Raw genomic sequence first — 22,397 nt, 5'->3', positions numbered from 1 at the left:
CGGTCAGGGGGTAGTTCCACGCAGCGTGGCCCGAACCGCCACGACCGGGTGGCGGTGCCCCTACCGTCCGGGCGATGAGCCCCGATCCCGACCGCGGAGGCCCGGAGGCGCGCGTGCAGCGGGCCCCGGCGACCACCCGCGACCAGGTCGACGCCTACCGGTTCGGCCTGCGCCGGATGGAGGCCGCGCTGGTCCGCGCCGATCCGGTGCCGCTGCACGAGCAGCTCCGCGCGCAGCGCCGCGCGGTGTTCGCCGGTGTCCTGGTCGGACTGCTGGCGCTCGGCGTCACCGCGCTGCTGGCCAGGCACGATCCGGCGCCGGACTGGCGCCGGCTCGCGCTGGTCCGCGGGGAGCACTCCGGGGTGCTCTACGCGGTCACCCCGGAGCCGCCACGGCTGGTCCCGGTGCCGGACGCGCTGGGCGGGCGGCTGGTGCTCGCCGCGCTCGGGCGCACCGACGGGGCGGACGCGGTACCGGTCGCGGTGCCCGACGAGGCACTCGCCGGCGCACCCCGCACCCCGCCCGCTGCGGTGCCCGCGGCGTTCGGCGCGGCCCTGGACGGGACCGCGGTGCCGCCCGCCTGGGCGGTCTGCGACAGCCCGGCGGATCCCGCCGACGGCGGTGCGGCGAAGCCGCCCGGCCCGGTGGGCGGCACGTCGACGGTGCTCGCCGGGTCGCTCGGCGCGGACCCCGCCGGACCGCCGTCGGCGGTGCTGCTGGGCGTCGACGGCGGCGCGACCTACCTGGTGCACGACGGCCGCAGGCACCGGCTCGACCCGGCCGACCGTGCCGTGCTCGACGGGCTCGGCCTGCTCGACGCCGGGATCCGCCGGGTCGGTGAGGGCCTGCTGTCGGCGATCCCGGAGGGCCCGCCGCTGCGGCTGCCCGACGATCCCGGCGAGGTCGTGGTCGATCGCCCGCTCGGCGGGCCCGCCGGGTACCACCTGCGGACCGCCGACGGGCTGGCCCCGATCCCGGTCACCCTCGCCGACGCGGTGCTGTCGCGGACCGGGCAGGGCACCCCCGCGGAGCTCCCGCCCGGTGCGGTCGCGGCGGCGCCGGCGCGGACCCTGCCCGGCGCCACGGCGTGGCCGGCGGCCCGGGTCAGAGTGGCCGGTGCGCCGGTGCTGTGCCGGACCTGGCGGGACGGCCGGGGCGGGCTGTTCCTCGGCGACCGGCTCCCGGTCGCGGACGGCGCGGTGCCGGTGGCGCTGGCCGGTGCCGACGGGCCGGGCCCGCGGCTCGACGCGGTGGTGCTGCCCCGGACCGGACCCGGGCCGCTGCGGGCCGCCCCGGCCGGGGGCGCCGGCGGGACCCGGTGGCTGCTGGCGTCGTCCGGGGCGGCGTTCGGTGTCGCCGACGACCCGACGGCCGCGGCGCTCGGGATCGGTGAGCCGGGTGCCGCCCCGGCCGAGCTGGTGCGCCTACTGCCGCGGGCCGGAGCGCTGGACCTCGCGGCCGCGCGGGACACCACCGACGTGCCGGGGTGAGCCGCCGGCGCCGGGTGGGCCGCCGGGTGGGCCGCCGGGGTGGCCGGGGGAGCGGCCGCTGTCGCGGGCCGCGGGGCGGCGCCGCACCGCGGTCAGCGCCAGCGCCAGCGCACCCCCGGCCGCCGCGACGGCGCCCACCCCGGCCGCCGTGGGGAGCCCGGCCCGCGGCGCGGCCGGGACGGGCAGCGGGACCCGGCCGGTGCCGGCCGCCGCGCCGCCGCGGTGCCCCGGGACGAGCAGCAACGGCTCCGCGGTGAGGGCCGCCGCCGGATCGACGACACCGGTGCCGACCCGGTCGTCCCGACCGGCGGCCGGGCGGCGTGCGGTCGCCAGGATCCGGTCGGCGACCTGGCCCGCGGTGAGCATCGGGAACCGCTCGCGCAGCAGCGCCGCCGTGCCGGCGACCACCGGTGCCGCGTACGACGTGCCGCTGACCACGGCGCCCTCCGGCCCGGCCGGCGCGGGCAGGTCGACGCCCGGTGCGGCGACGTCGATCCACGGCCCGGCGATCGAGAACCCGGCCGGATGGTCGCGGGCGTCGACCGCGCCGACGGCCAGCACCTCGTCGTAGGCGGCGGGCAGCGGCCGCAGGTCCGGATCGCCGGTGCAGGTCCCCACCGGATCGACGTTGCCGGCCGCCGCCACCACGAGCACGTCCGCCGCCGCGGCGGCGGTGACGGCGGCGTGCAGGGCGGCACCGGCGTCGTCGGCCGCGGCGGCCGGCACGCACACCACCTGGGACACGTTGACCACCGACGCGCCGAGCGCGACGGCCCGCCGGATCGCCGAGGCGAGCGTCGCGATGTCACCGGCCGGGCGCTCGGACCCGTCGGGGTCGCCCACCACGAACCGGGTCGACGACTGGCGCAGCGACAGCACCCCGGCACCCGGCGCGATCCCGGCGCCGCCGCCGGTCACCGGATCGGCCGCGCCGGCGAGGACCAGTGCGACGCCGGTCCCGTGGCCGTCGCAGTCGGTCAGCCCGTCGCCGCCGGTGAGGTAGTCCCCGCCGCCCTGCAGCCTGCCGGCGAGCCGCGGCACCGGCGCCACCCCGGTGTCGATCACCGCGACCAGCCGGCCCGCGCCGGACGCCAGCCCGGGCGGGGGCGCCGACGGTGGCGGCGTGCTGCCCGGGCCGCCCGGGCCGGGCTCGGTGCAGCCGGTGGTCTGCCGGAGCCCGTCGGCCGGGCGCGGCGGCCCCGGGTCGGCGGCGGCGGGCCCCGCGGCGGCCAGCGCGGCGAGTACGGCGAGTGCGGCGGCGGCCAGCGCGGTGGCCGTCCGGAGGCCGCTCACAGCCCGCGGACCAGGGCGAACAGCCCCATCGCGGCGAGCGATGCCGGGATCGCGGCGGCGGTCAGCAGCAGCTCGGCGATGTCGAGCGCCCGGCGCGCGGGTGGGGACGGGGTCGCCCGGATCACCATCGCCCCGACCGCCGTCGCGACCAGCAGCCCGATCCCGGCGGCGAGCCGGGCCGGCGGGCCGAACGCCAGCGCGGCCGGGACGGCGGCCACTGCGACGGCCAGCACCGCGGTGCCCGCGAGCACCCGGGCCGGGACCGGTTCGGCGAGCGCCCTGGCCCGCATCAGCAGCACCGCCGCGGTGACCGCGAGCAGCACGCAGCCGGCCGGGCCGCCGGTCGCCGCGGCCACCACCGCGCCGCCCGCGGCCGGGACCGCGGTCCCGGCGAGCGCGCCGGAGTGCAGCCCGCGGGCCAGCCGCGCGCGGACGGCGAGCCGGTTGCCGGGCGGCATCCGCTCGGCCGCCGCGAGGTCGCCGGCGTCGGCCGGGACCGCCGGTGCCGGCATCCCGGCGAGTCGCAGCGCCAGCCGCGGCAGCAGCGGCCCCGCGGCGAGTGCCGGCGCGGCCAGTCCGGCGGCGACGGCTCCGGCGGGCGCGTCGAGCAGCAGCCGGGCGAGCGCGGCGAGCGCGGTACCGGTCCCGGCGACCGCGACCGCGAGCAGCACCGGGGACACCGCCCGGACCAGCACCTGGCCGGCGGCCGCGGCGACCACCGCACCGGCCGCCGCGAGCAGCACCGCCCCGGCCCCCGGCGGCCCGGGGACCGCCAGCAGGCCGGCGGTCGCCGCCGCCGGGACGGCGCAGAGCGCCGCGGCCGCCGCGGTGTCCGGTTCGGACCGGTTGCGGTGGTGGGTGACGGCGAGCGCCGCGAGTGCCGCGGCCGCCGCCACGCCGGCCGCCGCCGGGCGCAGCGGACCGGCCACGGTGGACAGCACCGCGCAGCCCGCGACGGTGCCGAGCAGCGCGGCGCCGAGCCCGGCCCGGTGCGTGCCGGTCGCCCGGTCGCGGGCCTCGCCGACGGCGTGCGCGAGGGCCTCCGCGGCGTCGTCGAACACCGGTGCGGCGGGTGCCGGCCGGGCGGGACCGAGATGGAGCAGCTCGCCGTCGCGGACCCGGAGCTCGTCGAGCGTCGCGTCCGGGGGCAGCGGGCCGCCGGCCGGGCCGGTGAACCGCCACGCCTCCGGCACCCCGGTGCGGACCGGGCCGCCGACGAGCTCGCGGACCATCGGCACCAGCTCGGCGACCGGCACGTCCGCCGGCAGGGCCAGGTCGGCCCGCCCGCGCGGGGTGAGCACGGACAGCCGCACCCAGCGGCCGGTCGGTTCGGCGGCGGCGCCCGCCGCCGGCGGGGGGAGGACGAGGGTCACGGGCGGGCTCCGGGGAGTTGTCGGAAACGGCCGCGGGGGCACCGGGCCGCTGCGAGTATTCGCCGGTCCCGGCGCCGGCCGCGGGCGTTCGGGAGAACTCGTGTCCACAGAGGAGGCACCGGTGGGCGGGACGATCGGGTTGCGGCGGCCACGCCGGACGGTGCCGGAGATGCCCGGCGGGGAGCTGGTGCCCGAGCCGCCGCCGGAGCCGGAGCGGCCGGTCCCCGGCGGGCTCGCGCAGCGGCTGCTGCCGCTGGCGATGGTCGGCGGCGCGGTGCTGTTCGTGGTGCTCGGCCGCGGCGACACCGGGACGTGGCTGTTCGGCGGGATGTTCGCGCTCTCGGCGTTGGGCATGCTGCTCACCGGCGGCGGGCGCGGGGCCGGCGCGCGCACCGCGACGATGGACGAGGACCGCCGCGACTACCTGCGCTACCTCGAGGTGCTCGGCGGCCGCGCGGCCGGGATCGCCGCCCGGCAGCGTCGCGCGCTGGAGACCGTGCACCCCGATCCCGGGGCCTGGCCGGACGTGCTCGCCGCGGGCCGGCTGTGGGAGCGCCGCCCCGCCGACGACGACTTCGGCCGGTTGCGGGCCGGTCGCGGCACCCAGCGGCTCGCCGCCCGGCTCAGCGCACCGCACACCGGCCCGCTGGAGAGCCTGGAGCCGCTGTCCGCGCTCGCACTGCGCCGCTTCCTGCGCCGGCACTCCACCGTGGACGACCTGCCGGTGGCGGTGGACGCGCGGGCGTCGGCGACGATCTGGGTGGAGCCGGACGGGAGCGCCGCCGCGGCCGCCGCGGTCGACCTGGCCCGCGCGCTCGTCGTCCAGTACGTGCTGTGGCACGGGCCGGACGACGCGCGGCTGGCCGTCGTCGCGCCCGGGACGGCCGCCGGCCGCTGGGACTGGGTGAAATGGCTGCCGCACGCCGGGCACCCGGCGCTCGCCGACGCCGTCGGGCCGCTCCGGATGCTCACCGACGACCCGGACCGGGTCCGCCGCTGGTGGGTGGACGAGCCGTCGTCGGGCGACCGGCACCTGCTGGTGGTGCTGGACGGCGCCGCCGACACCCCCGGCGCCTGGGCCGGGGTGCCCGGCGTCACCGTGCTGCGGATCGGCCCGGCCCGCGGCCGCCGGCCCGCGGTGTCGGTGCTGCGGCTCGCCGTCGGCGTCGAACCCGGCGGGGCACGCACGCTGCGCCGCGGCGGCCCCGGCGGGACACCCGTCGGTGTCCCGGACGCGGTCACCGGGGCCGAGGCGCGCGCGCTCGCCCGGCGGCTGGCGCGCTACCGGCCGGACGGCCCGGCCGACGCCGCGGGCCCGGACGGTCCGGTGGACGTCCGGGCGCCCGGGCTGGGGCCGCTGCTCGGCCTCGGCCGCCCGGACCGGGACGGGATCGCGGCGCTGCGCGGGCGCCGCGGCCCGGCGGACCGGCTGCGCGTCCCGCTGGGCACCGACCCGGCGGGCCGGCCGGTCGTGCTCGATCTCAAGGAGTCGGCGCAGGGCGGCGCCGGGCCGCACGGGCTGTGCATCGGCGCGACCGGGTCCGGCAAGTCCGAGCTGCTGCGGACGCTGGTGCTCGGCCTGGTCGCCACCGCGGGTGCGGACGAGCTGAACCTGGTGCTGGTCGACTTCAAGGGCGGTGCGACGTTCCTCGGGCTGGCCGGGCTCCCGCACGTCTCGGCGGTGATCACGAACCTGGCCGAGGAGCTGACCCTGGTCGACCGGATGGCCGACGCGCTCGCCGGGGAGATCACCCGGCGGCAGGAGCTGCTGCGCGCCGCCGGGAACCTCGCGTCGCTGGCCGAGCACGACGCGGCCCGGCGCGGCGGGGCTCCGCTGGACCCGCTGCCGTCGCTGCTGGTGGTGGTCGACGAGTTCTCCGAGCTGCTCGCGCAGCGCCCCGAGATGATCGACCTGATGGTGACGATCGGCCGGCTCGGCCGGTCGCTCGGGATCCACCTGCTGCTGGCCTCGCAGCGGCTGGAGGGGGGGCGGCTGCGCGGCCTGGAGTCGCACCTGTCCTACCGGATCGCGCTGCGGACCTTCTCCGCCGCCGAGTCCCGTGCCGTGCTCGGCGTGCCGGACGCCCACCTGCTCCCGCCGACCCCCGGCTCGGCCTACCTGTCCGCGGGCACCGACGAGCTGGTCCGGTTCCGGGCCGCCTACGTCTCCGGCCCGCAGGACGAGCCGGCCGGCCGGGGCCGGGCGTCCGGCGGGCCGCGCCGCGCGCTGTCGTTCCCGGCCGGGCCGGTCGCGCTGCCGGCCCCGGTGCCGGTCCCGGAACCGGCCGGGCAGCCGGTCGCCGCGGCGAGCCTGCTCGACCGGGTCGTCGCCGCCGTCGGTGCGGCTCCCGGCCCGCGGGCGCACCGGGTGTGGCTGCCGCCGCTGGAGGAGCCGCCGCCGCTGACCGCGGTGCTCGGCGAGCCGGCCGTGCGGCCCGGCCGCGGCCTGCAGGTGCCCGGCCCGGGCGGCTGGGCGGTGCCGGTCGGCCTCGTCGACCGGCCCTACCTGCAGAGCCGGGACCTGCTCACGCTCGACCTGTCCGGGGCGGCCGGGCATCTCGCCGTCGTCGGCGGGCCCCGGTCGGGCAAGTCGACGGCGCTGCGCACGGTGGTCACCGCGCTCGCGCTCACCCGCACCCCGCACGAGCTCGGCGTGCACGTGCTCGACCTGGGGGGCGGCGGCCTCGGCCCGCTCGCCGGGCTGCCGCACGTCGGGACGGTCGCCGACCGGCGCCGGACCGACCTGGTGCGCCGGGTCGTCGCCGAGGTCGTCGCGACCGTCGACCGGCGCGAGCAGCTGTTCGCCGCGCACGGCATCGCCGGGATCGAGGAGTTCCGGGCCCGGCGCGGCGCCGGGGACCTGGCGGACGAGCCGTGCACCGATCTGCTGCTCGTCGTCGACGGCTGGACGGCGCTGCGGGCCGGGTTCGAGGACCTCGACGAGCGGGTCACCGCGCTGGCGTCGGGCGGGCTGGCCTACGGCGTGCACGTCGCGGTGACCGCCGCCCGCTGGGCCGACTTCCGGCCCGCGCTCAAGGACCAGCTCGGCAGCCGGATCGAGCTGCGCCTCGGCGATCCCGGCGAGTCCGAGGTGGACCGCAGGCGGGCGGCGGCGGTGCCGGTCCGGCCCGGGCACGGGCTCGCCCCGGACGGCGCCCCCGCCGTGCTCGCCGCGCCGTGGCCCGGTCCCGGAGCCGATCTCGCCCCGGCCGTCGCGGCGGCCTGGGACGGGGCCACGATGCCGGAGGTCCGGCTGCTCCCCGAGCGGATCGCGGTCGACGAGCTGCCCGCCGGACCCGGCCGCGGGCCCGCCGTCGGCGTCGACGAGGACCGGCTCGCCGCCGTCGAGCTCGACCCGGACGAGCCGCACCTGCTCTGCTTCGCCGACTCCGGCGGCGGCAAGACGAACCTGCTCCGGCTGCTGGCCCGCGACGTCACCCGCCGGTGGACGCCCGAGCAGGCCCGGATCGTCGCCGTCGACCACCGGAGGACCCTGCTCGGCGCGATCGACGCCACGCACCTGCTGGCACACACCTCCACCGCCCAGGCCACCGCGCAGGCCTGCGCCGACATCGCCGGCTCGCTGGGGCGCCGGTTGCCGGGGCCCGGCGTCTCCGCGCAGCAGCTGCGCGACCGGTCCTGGTGGAGCGGGCCCGAGGTGTGGCTGCTGGTGGACGACTACGACCTGGTCGTCCCGCCCGGCGGGACGACGCCGCACCCGCTGCTGCCGCTGGCCGAGTTCCTGCCGCAGGCCCGCGACGTCGGGCTGCACGTGGTGCTGGCCCGCCGCACCGGCGGCGCGGCACGGGCGCTGTTCGATCCGGTGCTCGGCAGGCTGCGCGAGCTCGGCGCGCCCGGTCTGGTCGGGTCGGGCAGCCCGGACGAGGGCGCGCTGCTGGAGAAGGTCAAGCCGCGGCCCGGGCCCCCCGGGCGGGCCGTGCTGGTCGACCGCAGGCACGGCGCCCGGCGGCTGCAGCTCGCCTGGACCGAGCCGGGATGACCGGGTACGCGGTCGCGGTGCACGCCCGCCCGGACCGGGTGCTGCTCGCCGCGGCCGATCCGGACGGCATCCGGCTGCTCGCCGCCGCGCCCGGCGGCACCGATCCGGCGGCCGCGGTCGCCGACTTCTTCGGTGACCATCCGCCCGTGGTGGTCGTCCGGGTCGGCGCGACCCCCGGCGGTCGGTTCCCCGGCACGCCGCGGGTGGAGACGGTGCCGGTCGCGGTCGCCGCGCTCGCGGTGGGACCCGCGCCGCCGCCCGGGCCGGTCCTGGTCGCGGAGACCTGGTCGGCGGATCCGTCCCGGGGCGGGCCCGCGGTCGTCCGGGACGGCGCGGTGATCGAGCCGGTGCCGGCGGCGCTCCCGCTCGGGATCGCGGCGCGCGCCGTCGGTGCGGTGGAGATCGTGCTGGTGGGGGAGCCGGCGGGGGACGTCGCCGCCGCACCCTGCCCGGTGCGGCGGGCCGGCCCGGGGGATCCGGACGACCCCGCCGACCCGGCCGCGGTCGACGGCGCGGGGCCGGACACCGCCGCGGTGCTGGGGGCGGCGCTACTGGGTGCCGGGCTGCTTGAGCTGGGGCCGGGGCCGGTAGACGCCGTGCTGCCGGGGCCGGTCCGGCCCGGGCCGCCGCCGGGACCGCCCGCCGGCCGGGACCGGCGGGACCTCATGCCCCGGGTGCGCCGGGTGCGCCGGGTCGTCGGCCGGGCCGCGCTCCCGGCCACCGCCCTGCTCGGGGCGGCACTGCTCACCGCCGGGCTCCTGGCGGGCGGCCCGCCTCCCGGACCGCCACCCGGACCGTCACCCGGTGCACCAACCGGCGGGACCCTCGTCCAGTACGGGTACGCGGCCGTCCTCCCGGCGGGCTGGGAGCACACCGGCGGCGACCCGGCCCGCCGGCGCAGCCTGCTCACCCCGGCCGGTCGGCCGGACGGGGCCGAGCTGGTGGTCGTCGAGCGCAGCCCGCTCGGCTACGACGCCGGGCGCGAACCGGACCGCGCCCGCCGGGAGCTGGCCGCCCGGCTGGCCGGCGCCCGCGGCGTGACCCCTCCGGAACCGGGCGCGGCCCCCGGGACGCACCGCTACCGCCAGCATCCCGGCGACGGCACCGTCGTCGACTGGCTGGTCCTGTTCAGCGGCACCGACCAGCTCGTCGTCGGCTGCCGCAGGCCGGTCGCGGCCGAGCCGCCGGCCGCCTGCGCCGAGATCGCCGGATCGCTGCGCCGGACGCGGTGATCCGTTCCCGGTCGCGAACCGTCACCCCGGGAACGGCCGCGGCCGCCGGGCGTCGGATGGCACGGTCCCCGCCGGCCGGGCGACCGCTCGGCCGGAACGGGACGGGGTGGGCGGATGACCCAGGGATTCGGCACGACGACCGACGAGATGGCCCGCGCGGCCGGGCGGGTGCGGGAGGTGAGCCAGGCCGTCAACGGCGAGCTCGGCGGGCTGCGCTCGCGGCTCGAGGCGACCCGCGGGCAGTGGGCGGGTGCGGCGGCCACGGCGTTCACCGCGCTGATGGCGGAGTGGGACGCCGAGGCGAAGCGACTCAACGCCGCGCTCGCCGACATCGCCGAGCAGCTCGGCGGCACGGCCACGGCCTACCAGGCGGTCGAGGACGAGAACGCGCGGAACGTCTCCGCGATCACATCGGCGCTGGGCTGAGAGGGGAACGGGCATGGGATCGGAGATCAGGGTCACGTTCGCGGCGATCGACCAGGCGGCCGCGGACATCGACGGGGCGAGGGCGAGGATCACCGCGCAGCTCGGGGAGCTGCAGAGTCATCTGACCCCGGTCGTGGCGGGCTGGACCGGCGACGCGGCGAACCGGTACAACGAGGCGCAGCAGCGCTGGGACCGCTCCGCCGCGGACCTCACCGGGACGTTGCAGCGGATCCGGGCGCTGGTGTCCGCCGCGGGCCAGGGATACCAGGACGTGGAGCGTCGCAACGCGGGCCGATTCGGCGTCTGACCATCCCGGGAGCGGGTGGACCGACCCCCCTCGCGCCCGCTCCCGGGATCGCCGGGTACTCTTGACACTCGTTGTGCAGCGGTGGAGACCCGCGGGCGCCGACCGTCGTTCCTCGAGAAGGTGCGAGGCAGCGAACTCCGGCGGGCGAGCGTCCCTCCGGCGTCCACCAGCGGCACGCTAGGAACCACACCAGTGTGGGCCGGATCCGAGCGGACGAGTCCGCCGGTACCGCCCACCGCAGCCGAGAACGACGACGAGGTAGATCCGTGCCCACGTACAGCCCCAAGCCCGGCGACATCACCCGCGCCTGGCACGTGATCGATGCCGACGACGTGCGCCTCGGTCGGCTCGCCACGCATGCCGCCACGCTGCTGCGTGGCAAGCACAAGCCGACCTACGCGCCGCACGTCGACAACGGCGACTTCGTGGTGATCGTGAACGCGGAGAAGATCTCGGTGTCCGGCAACAAGCGGACCGACAAGTTCGTCTACCGCCACTCCGGCTTCCCGGGTGGCCTCCGCCAGCGCTCCGTCGGCGAGATGATCGACAGCCAGCCCGACCGCCTCGTCGAGAAGGCGATCAAGGGCATGCTGCCGAAGAACCGGCTCGGGCGTGCGATGGCCAAGAAGCTGAAGGTCTACGCCGGTCCGGACCACCCGCACGAGGCGCAGAAGCCGCAGCCGTTCGAGATCACCCAGGTCAGCCAGTGACCACCCCGAGCAACGAAGAGGGACAGCCCGTGACCAGCCCCGAGAACGGACCCGACGAGGTCGTCGACGCGGTCGAGACCGAGGGTGCGGCCGCCGCGGCGACCGAGACCGAGCTGACCGAGACCGTCGGCGAGGCCGTCGGTGACGTCGAGGCCGCAGACGTCGAGGCCGTCGACGAGGTCGACTACTCGATCGAGGAGAACACCGACTTCGACGCCGACGCGTTCGCCGCCGAGGCGCCGCTGCAGGGCGACCGTCCGGTGCAGACCGTCGGCCGCCGCAAGGAGGCCGTGGTCCGCGTCCGGCTGCTGCCGGGCACCGGTGGCTTCACGCTCAACGGCAAGCCGCTCGAGACCTACTTCCCGAACAAGCTGCACCAGCAGATCGTGAAGGAGCCGCTGGTCACCGTCGAGAAGACGGAGCGGTTCGACATCTTCGCGAACCTGCGCGGCGGCGGCACCGCGGGTCAGGCCGGCGCGCTGCGCCTGGCCATCGCCCGCGCGCTGGTCGAGCTCGACTCCGAGGACCGCCCGGCCCTGAAGAAGGCCGGCTTCCTCACCCGGGACGCCCGCGCCGTCGAGCGCAAGAAGTACGGCCTCAAGAAGGCCCGCAAGGCGCCCCAGTACTCCAAGCGCTGATCGCAGACCGGATGCGTCGCCTTTTCGGGACAGACGGCGTCCGGGGCCTGGCCAACGGCGAACTCCTCACTCCGGAGTTCGCCGTTGGTGTGTGTGCCTCGGCCGCGCGCACCCTGTCGAACGGAGCCGGCCGCCGCCCCGTCGCGGTCGTCGGCCGGGACCCGCGCGCGAGCGGGGAGATGCTGGAGGCCGCGGTCGTCGCGGGCCTGACCTCGGCCGGTGCGGACGCGATCCGGGTCGGCGTGCTGCCCACCCCGGGCGTCGCGCACCTGGTCGCCGAGGCAGGCGCCGATCTCGGCGTGATGATCTCCGCGTCGCACAACCCGATGCCCGACAACGGCATCAAGCTGTTCGCCGCGGGCGGTCACAAGCTGCCCGACGACGTCGAGGACGAGATCGAGCGCGGTCTCGGCACCCGCGCGGACCGGCCCACCGGTGCGGACATCGGGCGGGTGTGGGACGCGCCGGACGCGACCACCGTCTACGTCGACCATCTGCTGTCGGCGGCCCCCGGCTCGCTGGCCGGGCTGACGGTGGTCGTGGACTGTGCGCACGGCGCCGCGTCCGTCGCCGCGCCCGAGGCGTACCGCCAGGCCGGCGCGGACGTGATCGCGCTGAACGCCGAGCCGACCGGGCTGAACATCAACGACGGCGTCGGGTCCACCCACCTGGAGCCGCTGCAGCGCGCCGTCGTCGAGCACGGGGCCGATCTCGGCATCGCGCACGACGGCGACGCCGACCGCTGCCTGGCGGTGGACGCCGCCGGGAACGTCGTCGACGGCGACCGGATCATGGCGGTGCTCGCGCTCGCGATGCGCGAGGCCGGCGAGCTCGCCCACGACACGCTCGTCGCGACCGTGATGAGCAACCTGGGCCTGCACCTCGCCATGCGCGACGCCGGGATCACCCTGGACACCACCAAGGTCGGTGACCGGTACGTGCTGGAGCGGCTGCGCGAGGGCGGGTACTCGCTCGGCGGCGAGCAGTCCGGGCACGTGGTGCTGCCGGGTCACGCGACGACCGGGGACGGCCTGCTCACCGCGCTGCGGCTGATGAGCCGGATCGCGTCGACCGGATCGTCGCTGGCCGAGCTGGCGTCGGTGATGACGCCGCTGCCGCAGGTGCTGCGCAACGTCGTGGTCGGCGACCGGGACGCGGTCGCCGCGTCCGACCGTGTCGCCGAGGCCGTCGCGAAGGCCGAGGCCGAGCTCGGCGACACCGGGCGGGTGCTGCTGCGACCCTCGGGCACCGAGCTGCTGGTCCGGGTGATGGTGGAGGCGCCGACCGCCGAGGAGGCCGGTGCGGTCGCCGCCCGGCTGGCCGACGTGGTCGCCGCCGCGAGCTGAACCGCCGCCGCTCGAGCGTTGCACGATGGTCGTCGGGACCGCCATCGTGCAACGCTCGACCGGCTGACGTTCGCGATGGCGAACGACCCTTGGGTGGTCGGGGGCCGGATCGGGCAGAGTGCCGGGATGCGACCGGACCTGCGGCGGGACCCCGATGCACTGGACCGGATGGCCACCCGGCTGGACGACGCCGTGGTCGATCTGCGGGCCGCCGTGGTCGCCGGCCCGACCGGTGAGCACGGCCGGGACGCGCTGCGGATCGCCGACGAGCTGGAGTCGCTGGCCGCCACCGCCCGGTACTGCGCCGGCGCAGCCCGCGCCGCCGACGAGATGACGGCCGCAGCGTTCCGGGCGGCCCACTGGACGATGCCGAGCCATCCGGCCGGGCCATCGGACATGGCCGGGCTGCCGGATCAGGCCGGGCCACTGGACCTGGCCGGGCGATCGGATCCGGCCGGGGCACGGGACCCGCGGTGACCGGGATCGCGGAGCAGAGCGCCGCGCTGCGGCGGCTGGTGGCGCGCCTCGACGACACCGCCGGCGCGCTGGTCGCGGTGCGCGGTGCCCTCGCCGCCGCCTGGGACGACCCGGCGGGCCGGGAGTGGACCGACCGGCTCGATCTGGTGCGCCGGGCGACCGACCGGCTGGCCGCCGACGCCACCGCCGAACGACAGCGCCTCGACGGGGGCTCCGAGCAACCCGAACCCGAGCAACCCGAACCCGAGCAACCCGAATCCGAGCAACCCGAACCCGAGCAACCCGAACCCGAGCAACCCGAACCCGAGCAGCCGGAAACCGGCCCGGCCGGGCCTACCGCCCCGCCGCTGCCCGGCATCACCGGGACCCGCGCCACCGACCGCCGCGGCGTCGTCGCACCGCTGCTGCCGCCGCTCGGCCCGGGCCCCGGCCGCTGACACGGGGGCCCGGGCCCCGGCCGCTGACACGGCGGCCCGGACCCCGGCTGCTGATCACCGATCGGGCACCGGATCGGTCGTCCGGGAGGGGTCCCGGTTCCCGATCGGTGATCAGGCGCCGGCCGGCCCGGTCAGCGGCCGATGCCGAGCAGGCCGCCGGACGAGGCGGACTCCTCGTCGTCCTCGGCCGGGGTGAGATCGACCAGCGGAGCCCCCGGGACGTTGCCCGAGGTCAGCGCGGACACCCGCTTCTCGCCGATCAGCTCCTGCATCAGGAATGCGGTGACCAGCGCCCGGGTGATCTTGCGGGTGCGGTGCTGCGGGCGGTTCTGCAGCAGCAGGCTCGACCAGTGCGTGCCCTCGCAGAAGCCGAGATGGCCCGCCTTGTCGATGCTGCGCAGGGTCACCTCGCCACCGGCCGCCCTGGCGATCGGCTCGGCGTGCCCGGCGGCCGGGGCCAGCGAGTCGACCGCGGCGGCCAGGTGCAGGGCGGGTGCGGTCACCCGGCCCGCGGCCTCGATCGCGGACGGCGAGGTCTCGGCCGGGGCGAGCGTCACCAGCGCGCCGAGACGTTCCCGGGCGGCCGCGGCCAGGATCGCCGCGCCACCGCCGATGCCGTGCCCGACCAGAGCGGTGCGGCGGGCGTCGACACTGATGTGGCCGTCGCCGAGCCGGACGCCGACGCACACGTCGAGCACGGTGTTCAGGTCCGCGGAGAACCGGGACACGCTCGGCACCGGGCCGCGCTGCGTGTTCGGTGCCGCGGCGACGAAACCCCAGGTCGCGAGGTGCCGGAGCAGCTCGTGATAGCGGCGCACCGGCTGCAGCCAGGCGTGCCCGAGCACGACGGCGGGCAGCTGGTAGCCCTCCGCGGGGGTGTAGACGATGCCCGGCAACCCGATCAGGCCGAGATCGCCGTACCGGACCGGATTCGGCCCCGGCCGGGAGAGCACGCCGAGGGCGTCCTTGGCCCCCTTCATGGACGGGGGACGGGTCACGCTGGTCCGGGCCACGGACGGCACCGTACCGGTGCAGGTCACGACCTGCCCGCCGCGCCGCCCACCTCGGGCGTGGCGCCGCTCGCACCCGGCGCCGGAAGATCGCGGATCGGGCGTCGATACGCTCGGTCGTATGTGTGGCATCGTCGGTTACGTCGGTCATCAGGTCGCACTCGACGTCGTGCTCGGCGGCCTGCGCCGCCTGGAGTACCGCGGGTACGACTCCGCCGGTGTCGCCCTACCGGGTGACGGTGACCTGCTGGTGGAGCGGAAGGCGGGTGCGCTGGCGAACCTGGAGGCCCGCCTGGACGAGATCGGCCGGGAGGGCTTCGTCAGCACGTCCGGGATCGGGCACACCCGCTGGGCGACGCACGGCCCGCCGACCGACCGCAACGCGCACCCGCACCGCAGCAGCGACGGCAAGGTCGCGGTGGTCCACAACGGGATCATCGAGAACTTCATCGAGCTGCGCGCCGAGCTGGAGGCGCGCGGGATCTGGGCCGAGTCCGACACCGACACCGAGACGGCGGCGCACCTGGTCGCCGTCGCCTACGCCGAGGGCGGGACCGCCGGGGACCTCCCGGCCGCCGTCCGCGCGGTGGCCCGCCGGCTGGAGGGCGCCTTCACCCTGGTCGTGACGCACGCCGACGACCCGGACCGGATCGTCGCGGCCCGCCGGAACTCGCCGCTGGTGCTCGGCATCGGCGACGGCGAGACGTTCCTGGCGTCCGACGTCGCGGCGTTCATCGAGCACACCCGCTCGGCCGTCGAGCTCGGGCAGGACCAGGTCGTCACCATCACCCGGGACGGCTACGAGGTCACCGACTTCCACGGTGAGCCGGTGACCGCCACCCCGTTCGAGGTGACCTGGGACCTGGCCGCCGCCGAGAAGGGCGGCCACGACTACTTCATGCTCAAGGAGATCGAGGAGCAGCCGACCGCGATCGCCGACACCCTGCGCGGGCACCTGGTCGACGGCCGGATCGTGCTCGACGAGCAGCGGCTCACCGACCAGGAGCTGCGCGACGTCGACAAGGTCTTCGTGGTCGCCTGCGGGACCGCCTACCACTCCGGGCTGCTCGCGAAGTACGCGATCGAGCACTGGACCCGGATCCCGGTCGAGATCGAGCTGGCCAGCGAGTTCCGCTACCGCGACCCGGTGCTGGACCGGTCCACGCTGGTCGTCGCGATCTCCCAGTCCGGCGAGACCGCGGACACCCTGGAGGCGCTGCGGCACGCCAAGGACCAGAAGGCCAGGGTGCTGGCCATCTGCAACACCAACGGGGCGCAGATCCCGCGCGAGTCGGACGCGGTGATCTACACCCATGCCGGTCCGGAGATCGGCGTCGCCGCGACCAAGACGTTCACCGCGCAGGTCGCCGCGAACTACCTGGTCGGCCTGGCGCTGGCGCAGGCCCGCGGCACCAAGTACCCGGACGAGGTGGTCCGCGAGTACGAGCAGCTGGAGGCGATCCCGGCGGCCGTCGCCGAGGTGCTGGAGTCGCTGGGGGCGGCCCGCGCGCTCGGGCAGGAGCTGGCGCCGTCGAAGGCGGTGCTGTTCCTGGGCCGCCACGTCGGCTACCCGGTCGCCCTGGAGGGTGCGCTCAAGCTCAAGGAGCTCGCCTACATGCACGCCGAGGCGTTCGCGGCGGGCGAGCTCAAGCACGGCCCGATCGCGCTGATCGAGGACGGCCTGCCGGTGGTCGTGGTGATGCCGTCGCCGAAGGGCCGCGCGGTGCTGCACTCCAAGCTGCTGAGCAACATCCAGGAGATCAAGGCCCGCGGCGCGCGGACCGTGGTGCTGGCCGAGACCGGGGACGAGACGGTGCGGCCGTTCGCCGACCACCTCTTCGAGCTGCCGGCCGTGCCGACGCTGCTGCAGCCGCTGGTGGCGACGATCCCGCTGCAGGTCATCGCGGCCGAGATCGCCCGGGCCCGCGGCTACGACGTGGACAAGCCGCGGAACCTGGCGAAGTCGGTCACCGTGGAGTGAGCCGACCGCCGATCGGGACGCGGGTCTAGTCTCCGCGCCATGCACGGGTTGTACACCGCGGAGCAGGTCAGGGCGTCCGAGGGCGCGATGGCGGCGACGGTCGCCGACGGCGTGCTGATGCGCCGGGCGGCCGGCGGGCTGGCCGCGCACCTGCGCGGCCTGCTCGGCGGCGGCTACGGAGGCCGGGTGGTCCTGCTGGTCGGGGCCGGCGACAACGGCGGCGACGCGCTGTGGGCCGGTGCCGAGCTGCGCCGCCGCGGCGCCCGGGTCACCGCGCTGCTGCTGGACCGGGACCGGGCCCATCCGGCCGGGCTCGCCGCGCTGCGCCGGGCCCGCGGCCGGGTGCTGCCGGTGCTGCCGGAGACCCTGGACGCGGCGCGCGAGCTGGTGGCCGGTGCCGACGTCGTGGTGGACGGCATCGTCGGCATCTCCGGCCGCGGCCCGCTGCGCGATCCGGCCCCGGCGCTGGTCGACGCCGCGGACCGGGCGGGCGTCCCGATCGTCGCCTGCGACCTGCCGTCGGGCGTCGACACCGACACCGGGCGCACCGCCGGGCCGCACGTGCGGGCCGCGTGCACCGTCACCTTCGGCACCCGCAAGCCGGTGCACGCGCTCGCGGCGCCGCTGTGCGGTCCGGTCCACCTGGTCGACTTCGGGCTCGGACCGTACCTGGGCGAGCCGCACGCCCGGGTGCTCGACGACGCCGACGCCGGCCGGTACTGGCCGGTCCCCGGCCCGGACGACGACAAGTACAGCCAGGGCGTCGTCGGGATCGCCGCCGGATCGGCGACCTACCCGGGAGCCGCCGTGCTGGCCGCCGGCGCGGCCGCGCTGGCCACCTCCGGGATGGTGCGGTTCGCCGGATCGGCGGCCGACGAGGTGCGCCGGCACTGGCCGGAGATCGTCGCCACCGGGGACATCACCGACGCCGGCCGCACCCAGGCGTGGGCGGTCGGCCCCGGCATCGGCACCGGATCGGCCGGCCGGGCCGTGCTGGAGGCGGTGCTGGACCGGGAGGTGCCGGTCTGCATCGACGCCGACGGGATCACCCTGCTGGCCGCCGACCGGGCCCTGCGGGAGCGCGTTCACGGGCAGCCCGCGGTGCTCACCCCGCACGCCGGCGAGTTCGCCCGGATCGCCGGCGACCTGTACCGGGACCACGGCGGCGACCGGGTCGCGGCGGCCCGGGCCGCCGCGGCCGAGCTGGGCGTGACGGTGCTGCTGAAGGGCAACGCCACTGTCGTCGCCGCCCCGGACGGGCGCGCGCTGGTCGATCCGGCGGCCGACGCGTGGGCCGCCACCGCGGGCTCCGGCGACGTGCTCACCGGGATGATCGGTGCCCTGCTGGCGGCCGGCCTGGAGCCCTGGTGGGCGGCCGGCTGCGCGACCCTCGTGCACGCCAGGGCGGCGACCCGCGCCGCGCGTGCGCACGGGCTGCCGCCGGTGCCGGTGCCCGCGTCGTCGCTGCAGGCCGCGATCCCGGCCGCGCTGAGCGGGGTGCGGGCCGCCGCAGCGGGCTGAGCCCGGGCCGCGCGGTCCCGTCCCCGGCGGGCCGACCGGTGCGGGATGCGATGATCGGACCCGTGTTGCCTGCCACCGAACCCGTGCCCGGTGCGGGTGCCGCCACACCCCCGGCCGGCGGCCCGCGCGCGGAGGCCGTGATCGACCTGGACGCGGTGCGGCACAACGTCGCCCTGCTCTCCGGTGCGGCGGCCCGCTCGGGCGCCGAGACGATGGTCGTGGTGAAGGCCGACGGCTACGGCCACGGCGCGCCCGGCGTCGCCCGGGCCGCGCTCTCGGCGGGCGCGACCCGGCTGGGCGTGGCGACCCTCGACGAGGCGCTCGCGGTGCGCTCCGCCGGGATCGACGCCCCGCTGCTGAGCTGGCTGCACCTGCCCGACGAGGACTTCGCCGCCGCCGTCGCCGCCGGGGTGGAGCTGTCGGTGTCCTCCCGCGAGCACCTCGCCGCGGTGCTCGCCGGGGCCCGCGCGGCCGGCCGGCCGGTCCGGCTGCACCTCAAGGCCGACACCGGCCTGGGCCGCAACGGCTGCCCGCCCGGCGAGTGGCCGGGCCTGGTCGACGACGTCGTGGCGGCCGCCGCCGACGGGACCGCCGAGCCGGTCGCCGTCTGGTCGCACCTGGCCCGGGCCGACGAGCCCGGCGATCCCAGCATCGACGCCCAGGCGGCCCGGCTGCACGCGGCCGTCGCGCACGTCCGCGACCGCGGCTTCGCCCCGCTGCGCCATCTCGCCAACTCGGCGGCCACCCTGACCCGCCCCGACCTGCACCTCGACCTGGTCCGGCCGGGCATCGCCGCCTACGGGCTGGACCCGATCGCGCAGCCCGCGGACAGCCCGCTGCGCCCGGCGATGACGCTGCGCGGGCGGGTCGCGCTGGTGAAGACGGTCCCGGCGGGCGAGGGCGTGTCCTACGGCCACGAGTTCGTGGCCGCCGGCCCGCGGGTGCTGGCGCTGGTGCCGCTCGGCTACGCCGACGGCGTCCCGCGGCGGGGGAACGACCGCGGCCGGATGCGGGTGCGGATCGGCGGCACGATCCGGCCGGTGGCCGGCCGGGTGTGCATGGACCAGTTCGTCGTCGACTGCGGGGAGCCGGGCGCGCTCGCGGTCGCCGTCGGGGACCCGGTGGAGCTGTTCGGGACCGGCGCGGGCGGCGGGCCGACCGCCCGCGAGTGGGCCGACGAGCTCGGCACCATCCACTACGAGATCGTCACCGGGATCAAGGGCCGGGTCCGCCGGACGGTGCACGACGGAGGGCAGGCGTGAGCCGCAGGGGATGGACGGTCGCCGGGATCACCGGCGGCCTGGTCGGCGCGGCCGGGGCGGCCGCCGGTGTCGGCGTCGCCGCGCAGCGCCGCAAGATCGCCTCGGCGCGGCGCAGCCTGGCCACCGAGATGGCCGAGCACGGCGGCGCGCCCTCGCCCGGCCGGATCGGCGAGGAGAGCTCGGTGATGGCCGACGACGGCATCCGGCTCGCCTGCGAGGAGGTCGCGCCCGCGGACGGATCGGAGCCCGCCGCGACCGTCGTCCTGGTGCACGGCTTCGCGCTGGACCGGCGGACCTGGCAGGAGCAGCGCGCGTTCCTGGCCGGCATGACCGACCCGTCGGTGCGGATGGTGCTCTACGACCAGCGCAGCCACGGCCGCTCCGAGCGGGCGCCGCAGGACTCCTGCACCATCGACCAGCTCGGCCGGGACCTCGACGCGGTGATCCGCGCGATGGTCCCGGAGGGGCCGCTGGTGCTGGTGTCGCACTCGATGGGCGGCATGACGGTGATGGCGCTCGCCGAGCAGCACCCGGAGCTGTTCCACGACCGGGTCGCCGCCGTCGCGCTGGTGTCGACGTCGGCGGGCGAGATGGCGGCGTCCGGCCTGCCCGGCACCTTCCTGTCCCGCCGCAACCCGGTGATCCGCGCGCTCGGCGGGCTCGCCGCCTGGCAGCCGGGGCTGGTGGAGACCGGCCGCCGCGCGCTCGGCGACATCATCTGGGCGATCACCAAGCGGTTCGCCTACGGCGACCGGCAGGTCGACCCGCGGATGGTGGACCTGGTCGACACGATGATCGACTCGAACGCGGTGGGTGCGCTCACCGACTTCGTCGACACCCTCGGCACGCACGACCGGCTCGCCGCGCTGCCCGGCCTGTGCTGCGCCGAGGTGCTGGTGCTCGCCGGCGACGGCGACCGGATCATCCCGTACCGGCACAGCGAGGTGATCGCCGACGCGATCCCGACCGCGCGGCTGGTGCGGCTGCCCGGCGTCGGGCACATGCCGATGCTGGAGCAGCCGGAGAAGGTCGACGCCGAGCTGGGTGCGCTGATCGAGCGCAGCCTGGAACGCACCCGGGGCGGCCGGTTCCGGCGCAGGCGCCCCGAGCACGGCCCGGACCGGCGCCCGGACGCCGACGGCACGCCGGACCGCCCGCGCCGCCGCGCCGGCGTCCTGCGCGGGGCCGGCCGCGGGAAGCGAAAGGGCCGCGCGTGATCCCCGCGCCGGGTGCCGCGCCGCTGCGCCGCGAGCTGCCGACCGTCGCCGACACCGAGACGTTCGGCGAGGAGCTGGGCCGCGAGCTCGTCGCCGGGGATGTGCTGCTGCTCGCCGGCCCGCTCGGGGCGGGCAAGACCGCGCTGGTCCGCGGGCTGGCCCGCGGGCTCGGGGTGACCGGGCAGGTCGCGTCGCCGACGTTCGTGATCGCCCGCGAGCACCCGCCGTCCGGGGACGGGCCGGCGCTGGTGCACGTCGACGCCTACCGGCTGGGCGGCGCCGGCGGGCCGGACGAGGCTGCCGCTGCCGCCGCGGTCATCGACGAGCTCGACGACCTGGACCTGGACACCGAGCTGGACCGGGCCGTGGTTGCCGTCGAGTGGGGGATCGGGGTGGCCGACCGGCTCGCCGAGCGCGCCGTCGAGGTCGTCCTGGAGCGCCGCGACGACGAGACCCGGGTCGCCACGCTGCGCCGCACCGCACGCCCGTAGGCTGGCCGACCGTGCTGGTACTGGCCCTGGACACCGCGACCCCGGTCGTCACCGCCGGCCTGGTCGCGCTGGAGGACATCCCGCGGGCCGTCGCCGTCCGCGCCCACCGCGGTTCCCCCACCCGCCCGAGCAGGCACGGCGAGCTGCTGATGCCCGCCGTCCGGGCGCTGTGCGCCGAGACCGGCCGGGACCTCGCGACGGTGGACGCGATCGTGGTCGGCGCCGGGCCGGGGCCGTTCACCGGGCTGCGGGTCGGGATCGCCTCGGCGGCCGCGCTCGGCCACGCGCTCGACGTCCCGGTGCACGGCGTCTGCACGCACGACGCGATCGCGCTGGCCGCGGCCGGGATCGCCGAGCCGGGCGCGGAACGTCCGCAGGCCGGGCCGGGCAACCTGCTCGTCGTGACCGACGCGCGCCGGCGCGAGGTGTACTGGGCGGCCTACGACCCGGCGGCGCGGCGGCTCAGCGGCCCCGCCGTCGAACCGCCGGACACGCTGGCCGGCCGGCTCGGCGAGCTGGCGGTCGGCACCGTCGCCGGGGACCCGGCGTTCGCCGACCGGCTCGGTGTCCCGGTCGCCGGGCCCGATGCCGTCACCCCGGAGGGCCTGGTCGGGGTGGCCGCGGCCGCGCTGCGGGCCGGGCGGGAGCCGGAGCCGGTCGAGCCGCTCTACCTGCGCCGCCCGGACGCCGTCGAGCCGACCGGGCGCAAGCGCGTCACCGCATGAGCACCACCGTCACGGTCGGCCCGCTCTACCGGGCCGACGCCGAGCGCTGCGCGGAGCTGGAACGGTTGCTGTTCCCCGGCGACGACCCGTGGAGCGCCCAGGCGTTCCGGGACGCCGTCAGCTCCGGGCAGCTCTATCTCGCCGCGCGGGCGGGCAGCGAGCTCGTCGGTTACGCCGGGCTGGCCGTCGTCGCCGGTCCGCCGCAGGCCGAGGCGGAGGTGCACACGATCGGCGTCGATCCGGCCTGGCAGCGGCACGGGATCGGCCGGGCCCTGCTGGCGAAGCTGCTGGAGGTCGCCGACGAGCTGCGCGCCACCGTGTTCCTGGAGGTGCGGACCGACAACGAGCCGGCCAGGACGCTGTACGAGCGGCACGGCTTCGAGATCGTCGGCCTGCGCAAGCGGTACTACCACCCGTCCGGCGCCGACGCGCACACCATGCGCCGGACCGCGCGCGGCTGA

At 77.9% G+C, this 22,397-nt stretch carries 20 protein-coding genes; 17 read left to right on the top strand and 3 right to left on the bottom strand.

Features of this window, described 5'->3' with window-relative positions; genetic code table 11:
* Positions 1-74 precede the first annotated feature (74 nt).
* Complete coding sequence (gene eccB, locus ACVJO7_RS05875) at positions 75-1,490, top strand: type VII secretion protein EccB (protein ID WP_491672052.1); 1,416 nt, start codon at positions 75-77, stop codon at positions 1,488-1,490.
* Here the strand turns inward: eccB and mycP are convergent.
* Positions 1,425-2,783 carry a type VII secretion-associated serine protease mycosin gene (mycP, locus tag ACVJO7_RS05870; RefSeq protein WP_491672051.1) on the bottom strand — a complete coding sequence of 453 codons (1,359 nt, stop codon included), beginning with the start codon at positions 2,781-2,783 and terminating at the stop codon, positions 1,425-1,427. The genes eccB and mycP overlap by 66 nt on opposite strands.
* Complete coding sequence (gene eccD, locus ACVJO7_RS05865; protein ID WP_491672050.1) at positions 2,780-4,156, bottom strand: type VII secretion integral membrane protein EccD; 1,377 nt, start codon at positions 4,154-4,156, stop codon at positions 2,780-2,782. The genes mycP and eccD overlap by 4 nt, the downstream gene beginning before the upstream one ends.
* A 121-nt stretch (positions 4,157-4,277) precedes the next feature.
* Here eccD and eccCa point away from each other — a divergent pair, with 121 nt between their 5' ends.
* The 9 genes from eccCa to ACVJO7_RS05820 all read left to right on the top strand — a co-directional run bounded on the left by eccCa (position 4,278) and on the right by ACVJO7_RS05820 (position 13,729).
* Complete coding sequence (eccCa, locus tag ACVJO7_RS05860; RefSeq protein WP_491672049.1) at positions 4,278-8,156, top strand: type VII secretion protein EccCa; 3,879 nt, start codon at positions 4,278-4,280, stop codon at positions 8,154-8,156.
* A complete protein-coding gene (locus ACVJO7_RS05855) occupies positions 8,153-9,388 on the top strand; it encodes a type VII secretion-associated protein (RefSeq protein ID WP_491672048.1) in 1,236 nt (411 codons plus the stop codon). The genes eccCa and ACVJO7_RS05855 overlap by 4 nt, the downstream gene beginning before the upstream one ends.
* Before the next feature lie 114 nt (positions 9,389-9,502).
* On the top strand, positions 9,503-9,814 hold the full coding sequence (locus tag ACVJO7_RS05850) for a WXG100 family type VII secretion target (RefSeq protein ID WP_344028939.1): 312 nt from the start codon (positions 9,503-9,505) through the stop codon (positions 9,812-9,814).
* A gap of 13 nt (positions 9,815-9,827) precedes the next feature.
* The gene (locus ACVJO7_RS05845; protein WP_344028942.1) at positions 9,828-10,121 is read left to right on the top strand and encodes a WXG100 family type VII secretion target; all 294 of its coding nucleotides are present in this window, start codon (positions 9,828-9,830) and stop codon (positions 10,119-10,121) included.
* 266 nt (positions 10,122-10,387) lie between these two features.
* Positions 10,388-10,831, top strand: coding sequence for a 50S ribosomal protein L13 (rplM, locus tag ACVJO7_RS05840; RefSeq protein WP_344028945.1), 444 nt, complete (start codon positions 10,388-10,390; stop codon positions 10,829-10,831).
* Positions 10,828-11,469, top strand: a complete 642-nt coding sequence (rpsI, locus tag ACVJO7_RS05835; protein WP_491672047.1) for a 30S ribosomal protein S9 — start codon at positions 10,828-10,830, stop codon at positions 11,467-11,469. The genes rplM and rpsI overlap by 4 nt, the downstream gene beginning before the upstream one ends.
* 11 nt (positions 11,470-11,480) lie before the next feature.
* The gene (gene glmM, locus ACVJO7_RS05830; RefSeq protein WP_491672046.1) at positions 11,481-12,815 is read left to right on the top strand and encodes a phosphoglucosamine mutase; all 1,335 of its coding nucleotides are present in this window, start codon (positions 11,481-11,483) and stop codon (positions 12,813-12,815) included.
* A 75-nt stretch (positions 12,816-12,890) separates the two neighbouring features.
* Positions 12,891-13,292 (top strand): hypothetical protein, encoded by a 402-nt coding sequence (locus ACVJO7_RS05825; RefSeq protein ID WP_491672045.1) that lies wholly within the window; start codon positions 12,891-12,893, stop codon positions 13,290-13,292.
* On the top strand, positions 13,289-13,729 hold the full coding sequence (locus ACVJO7_RS05820; protein ID WP_491672044.1) for a hypothetical protein: 441 nt from the start codon (positions 13,289-13,291) through the stop codon (positions 13,727-13,729). The genes ACVJO7_RS05825 and ACVJO7_RS05820 overlap by 4 nt, the downstream gene beginning before the upstream one ends.
* 131 nt (positions 13,730-13,860) lie before the next feature.
* Here ACVJO7_RS05820 and ACVJO7_RS05815 read toward each other — a convergent pair whose 3' ends face one another.
* A complete protein-coding gene (locus ACVJO7_RS05815) occupies positions 13,861-14,742 on the bottom strand; it encodes a dienelactone hydrolase family protein (protein WP_344028958.1) in 882 nt (293 codons plus the stop codon).
* 118 nt (positions 14,743-14,860) lie between these two features.
* On the opposite strand from ACVJO7_RS05815, the gene glmS reads away from it, so the two are divergent.
* The 7 genes from glmS (at position 14,861) to rimI (ending at position 22,397) form a co-directional block, all read left to right on the top strand.
* The gene (gene glmS / locus ACVJO7_RS05810; protein ID WP_344028961.1) at positions 14,861-16,720 is read left to right on the top strand and encodes a glutamine--fructose-6-phosphate transaminase (isomerizing); all 1,860 of its coding nucleotides are present in this window, start codon (positions 14,861-14,863) and stop codon (positions 16,718-16,720) included.
* Positions 16,721-16,759: 39 nt separating this feature from the next.
* Positions 16,760-18,241 carry an NAD(P)H-hydrate dehydratase gene (locus ACVJO7_RS05805; RefSeq protein WP_491672043.1) on the top strand — a complete coding sequence of 494 codons (1,482 nt, stop codon included), beginning with the start codon at positions 16,760-16,762 and terminating at the stop codon, positions 18,239-18,241.
* 65 nt (positions 18,242-18,306) lie between these two features.
* Positions 18,307-19,503 (top strand): alanine racemase, encoded by a 1,197-nt coding sequence (alr, locus tag ACVJO7_RS05800; protein ID WP_491672215.1) that lies wholly within the window; start codon positions 18,307-18,309, stop codon positions 19,501-19,503.
* Positions 19,500-20,720 carry an alpha/beta fold hydrolase gene (locus ACVJO7_RS05795; protein WP_344028966.1) on the top strand — a complete coding sequence of 407 codons (1,221 nt, stop codon included), beginning with the start codon at positions 19,500-19,502 and terminating at the stop codon, positions 20,718-20,720. The genes alr and ACVJO7_RS05795 overlap by 4 nt, the downstream gene beginning before the upstream one ends.
* Entirely contained in the window at positions 20,717-21,211 is a 495-nt protein-coding gene (tsaE, locus tag ACVJO7_RS05790; RefSeq protein WP_491672042.1) for a tRNA (adenosine(37)-N6)-threonylcarbamoyltransferase complex ATPase subunit type 1 TsaE, read from the top strand. Before ACVJO7_RS05795 ends, tsaE begins: the two co-directional genes overlap by 4 nt.
* 11 nt (positions 21,212-21,222) lie before the next feature.
* On the top strand, positions 21,223-21,936 hold the full coding sequence (gene tsaB / locus ACVJO7_RS05785) for a tRNA (adenosine(37)-N6)-threonylcarbamoyltransferase complex dimerization subunit type 1 TsaB (RefSeq protein ID WP_491672041.1): 714 nt from the start codon (positions 21,223-21,225) through the stop codon (positions 21,934-21,936).
* The gene (rimI, locus tag ACVJO7_RS05780; protein WP_344028975.1) at positions 21,933-22,397 is read left to right on the top strand and encodes a ribosomal protein S18-alanine N-acetyltransferase; all 465 of its coding nucleotides are present in this window, start codon (positions 21,933-21,935) and stop codon (positions 22,395-22,397) included. The genes tsaB and rimI overlap by 4 nt, the downstream gene beginning before the upstream one ends.

It is taken from the genome of Pseudonocardia sp. DxW (assembly GCF_058448985.1).
This window is presented reverse-complemented; position numbering and strand designations above follow the sequence as displayed.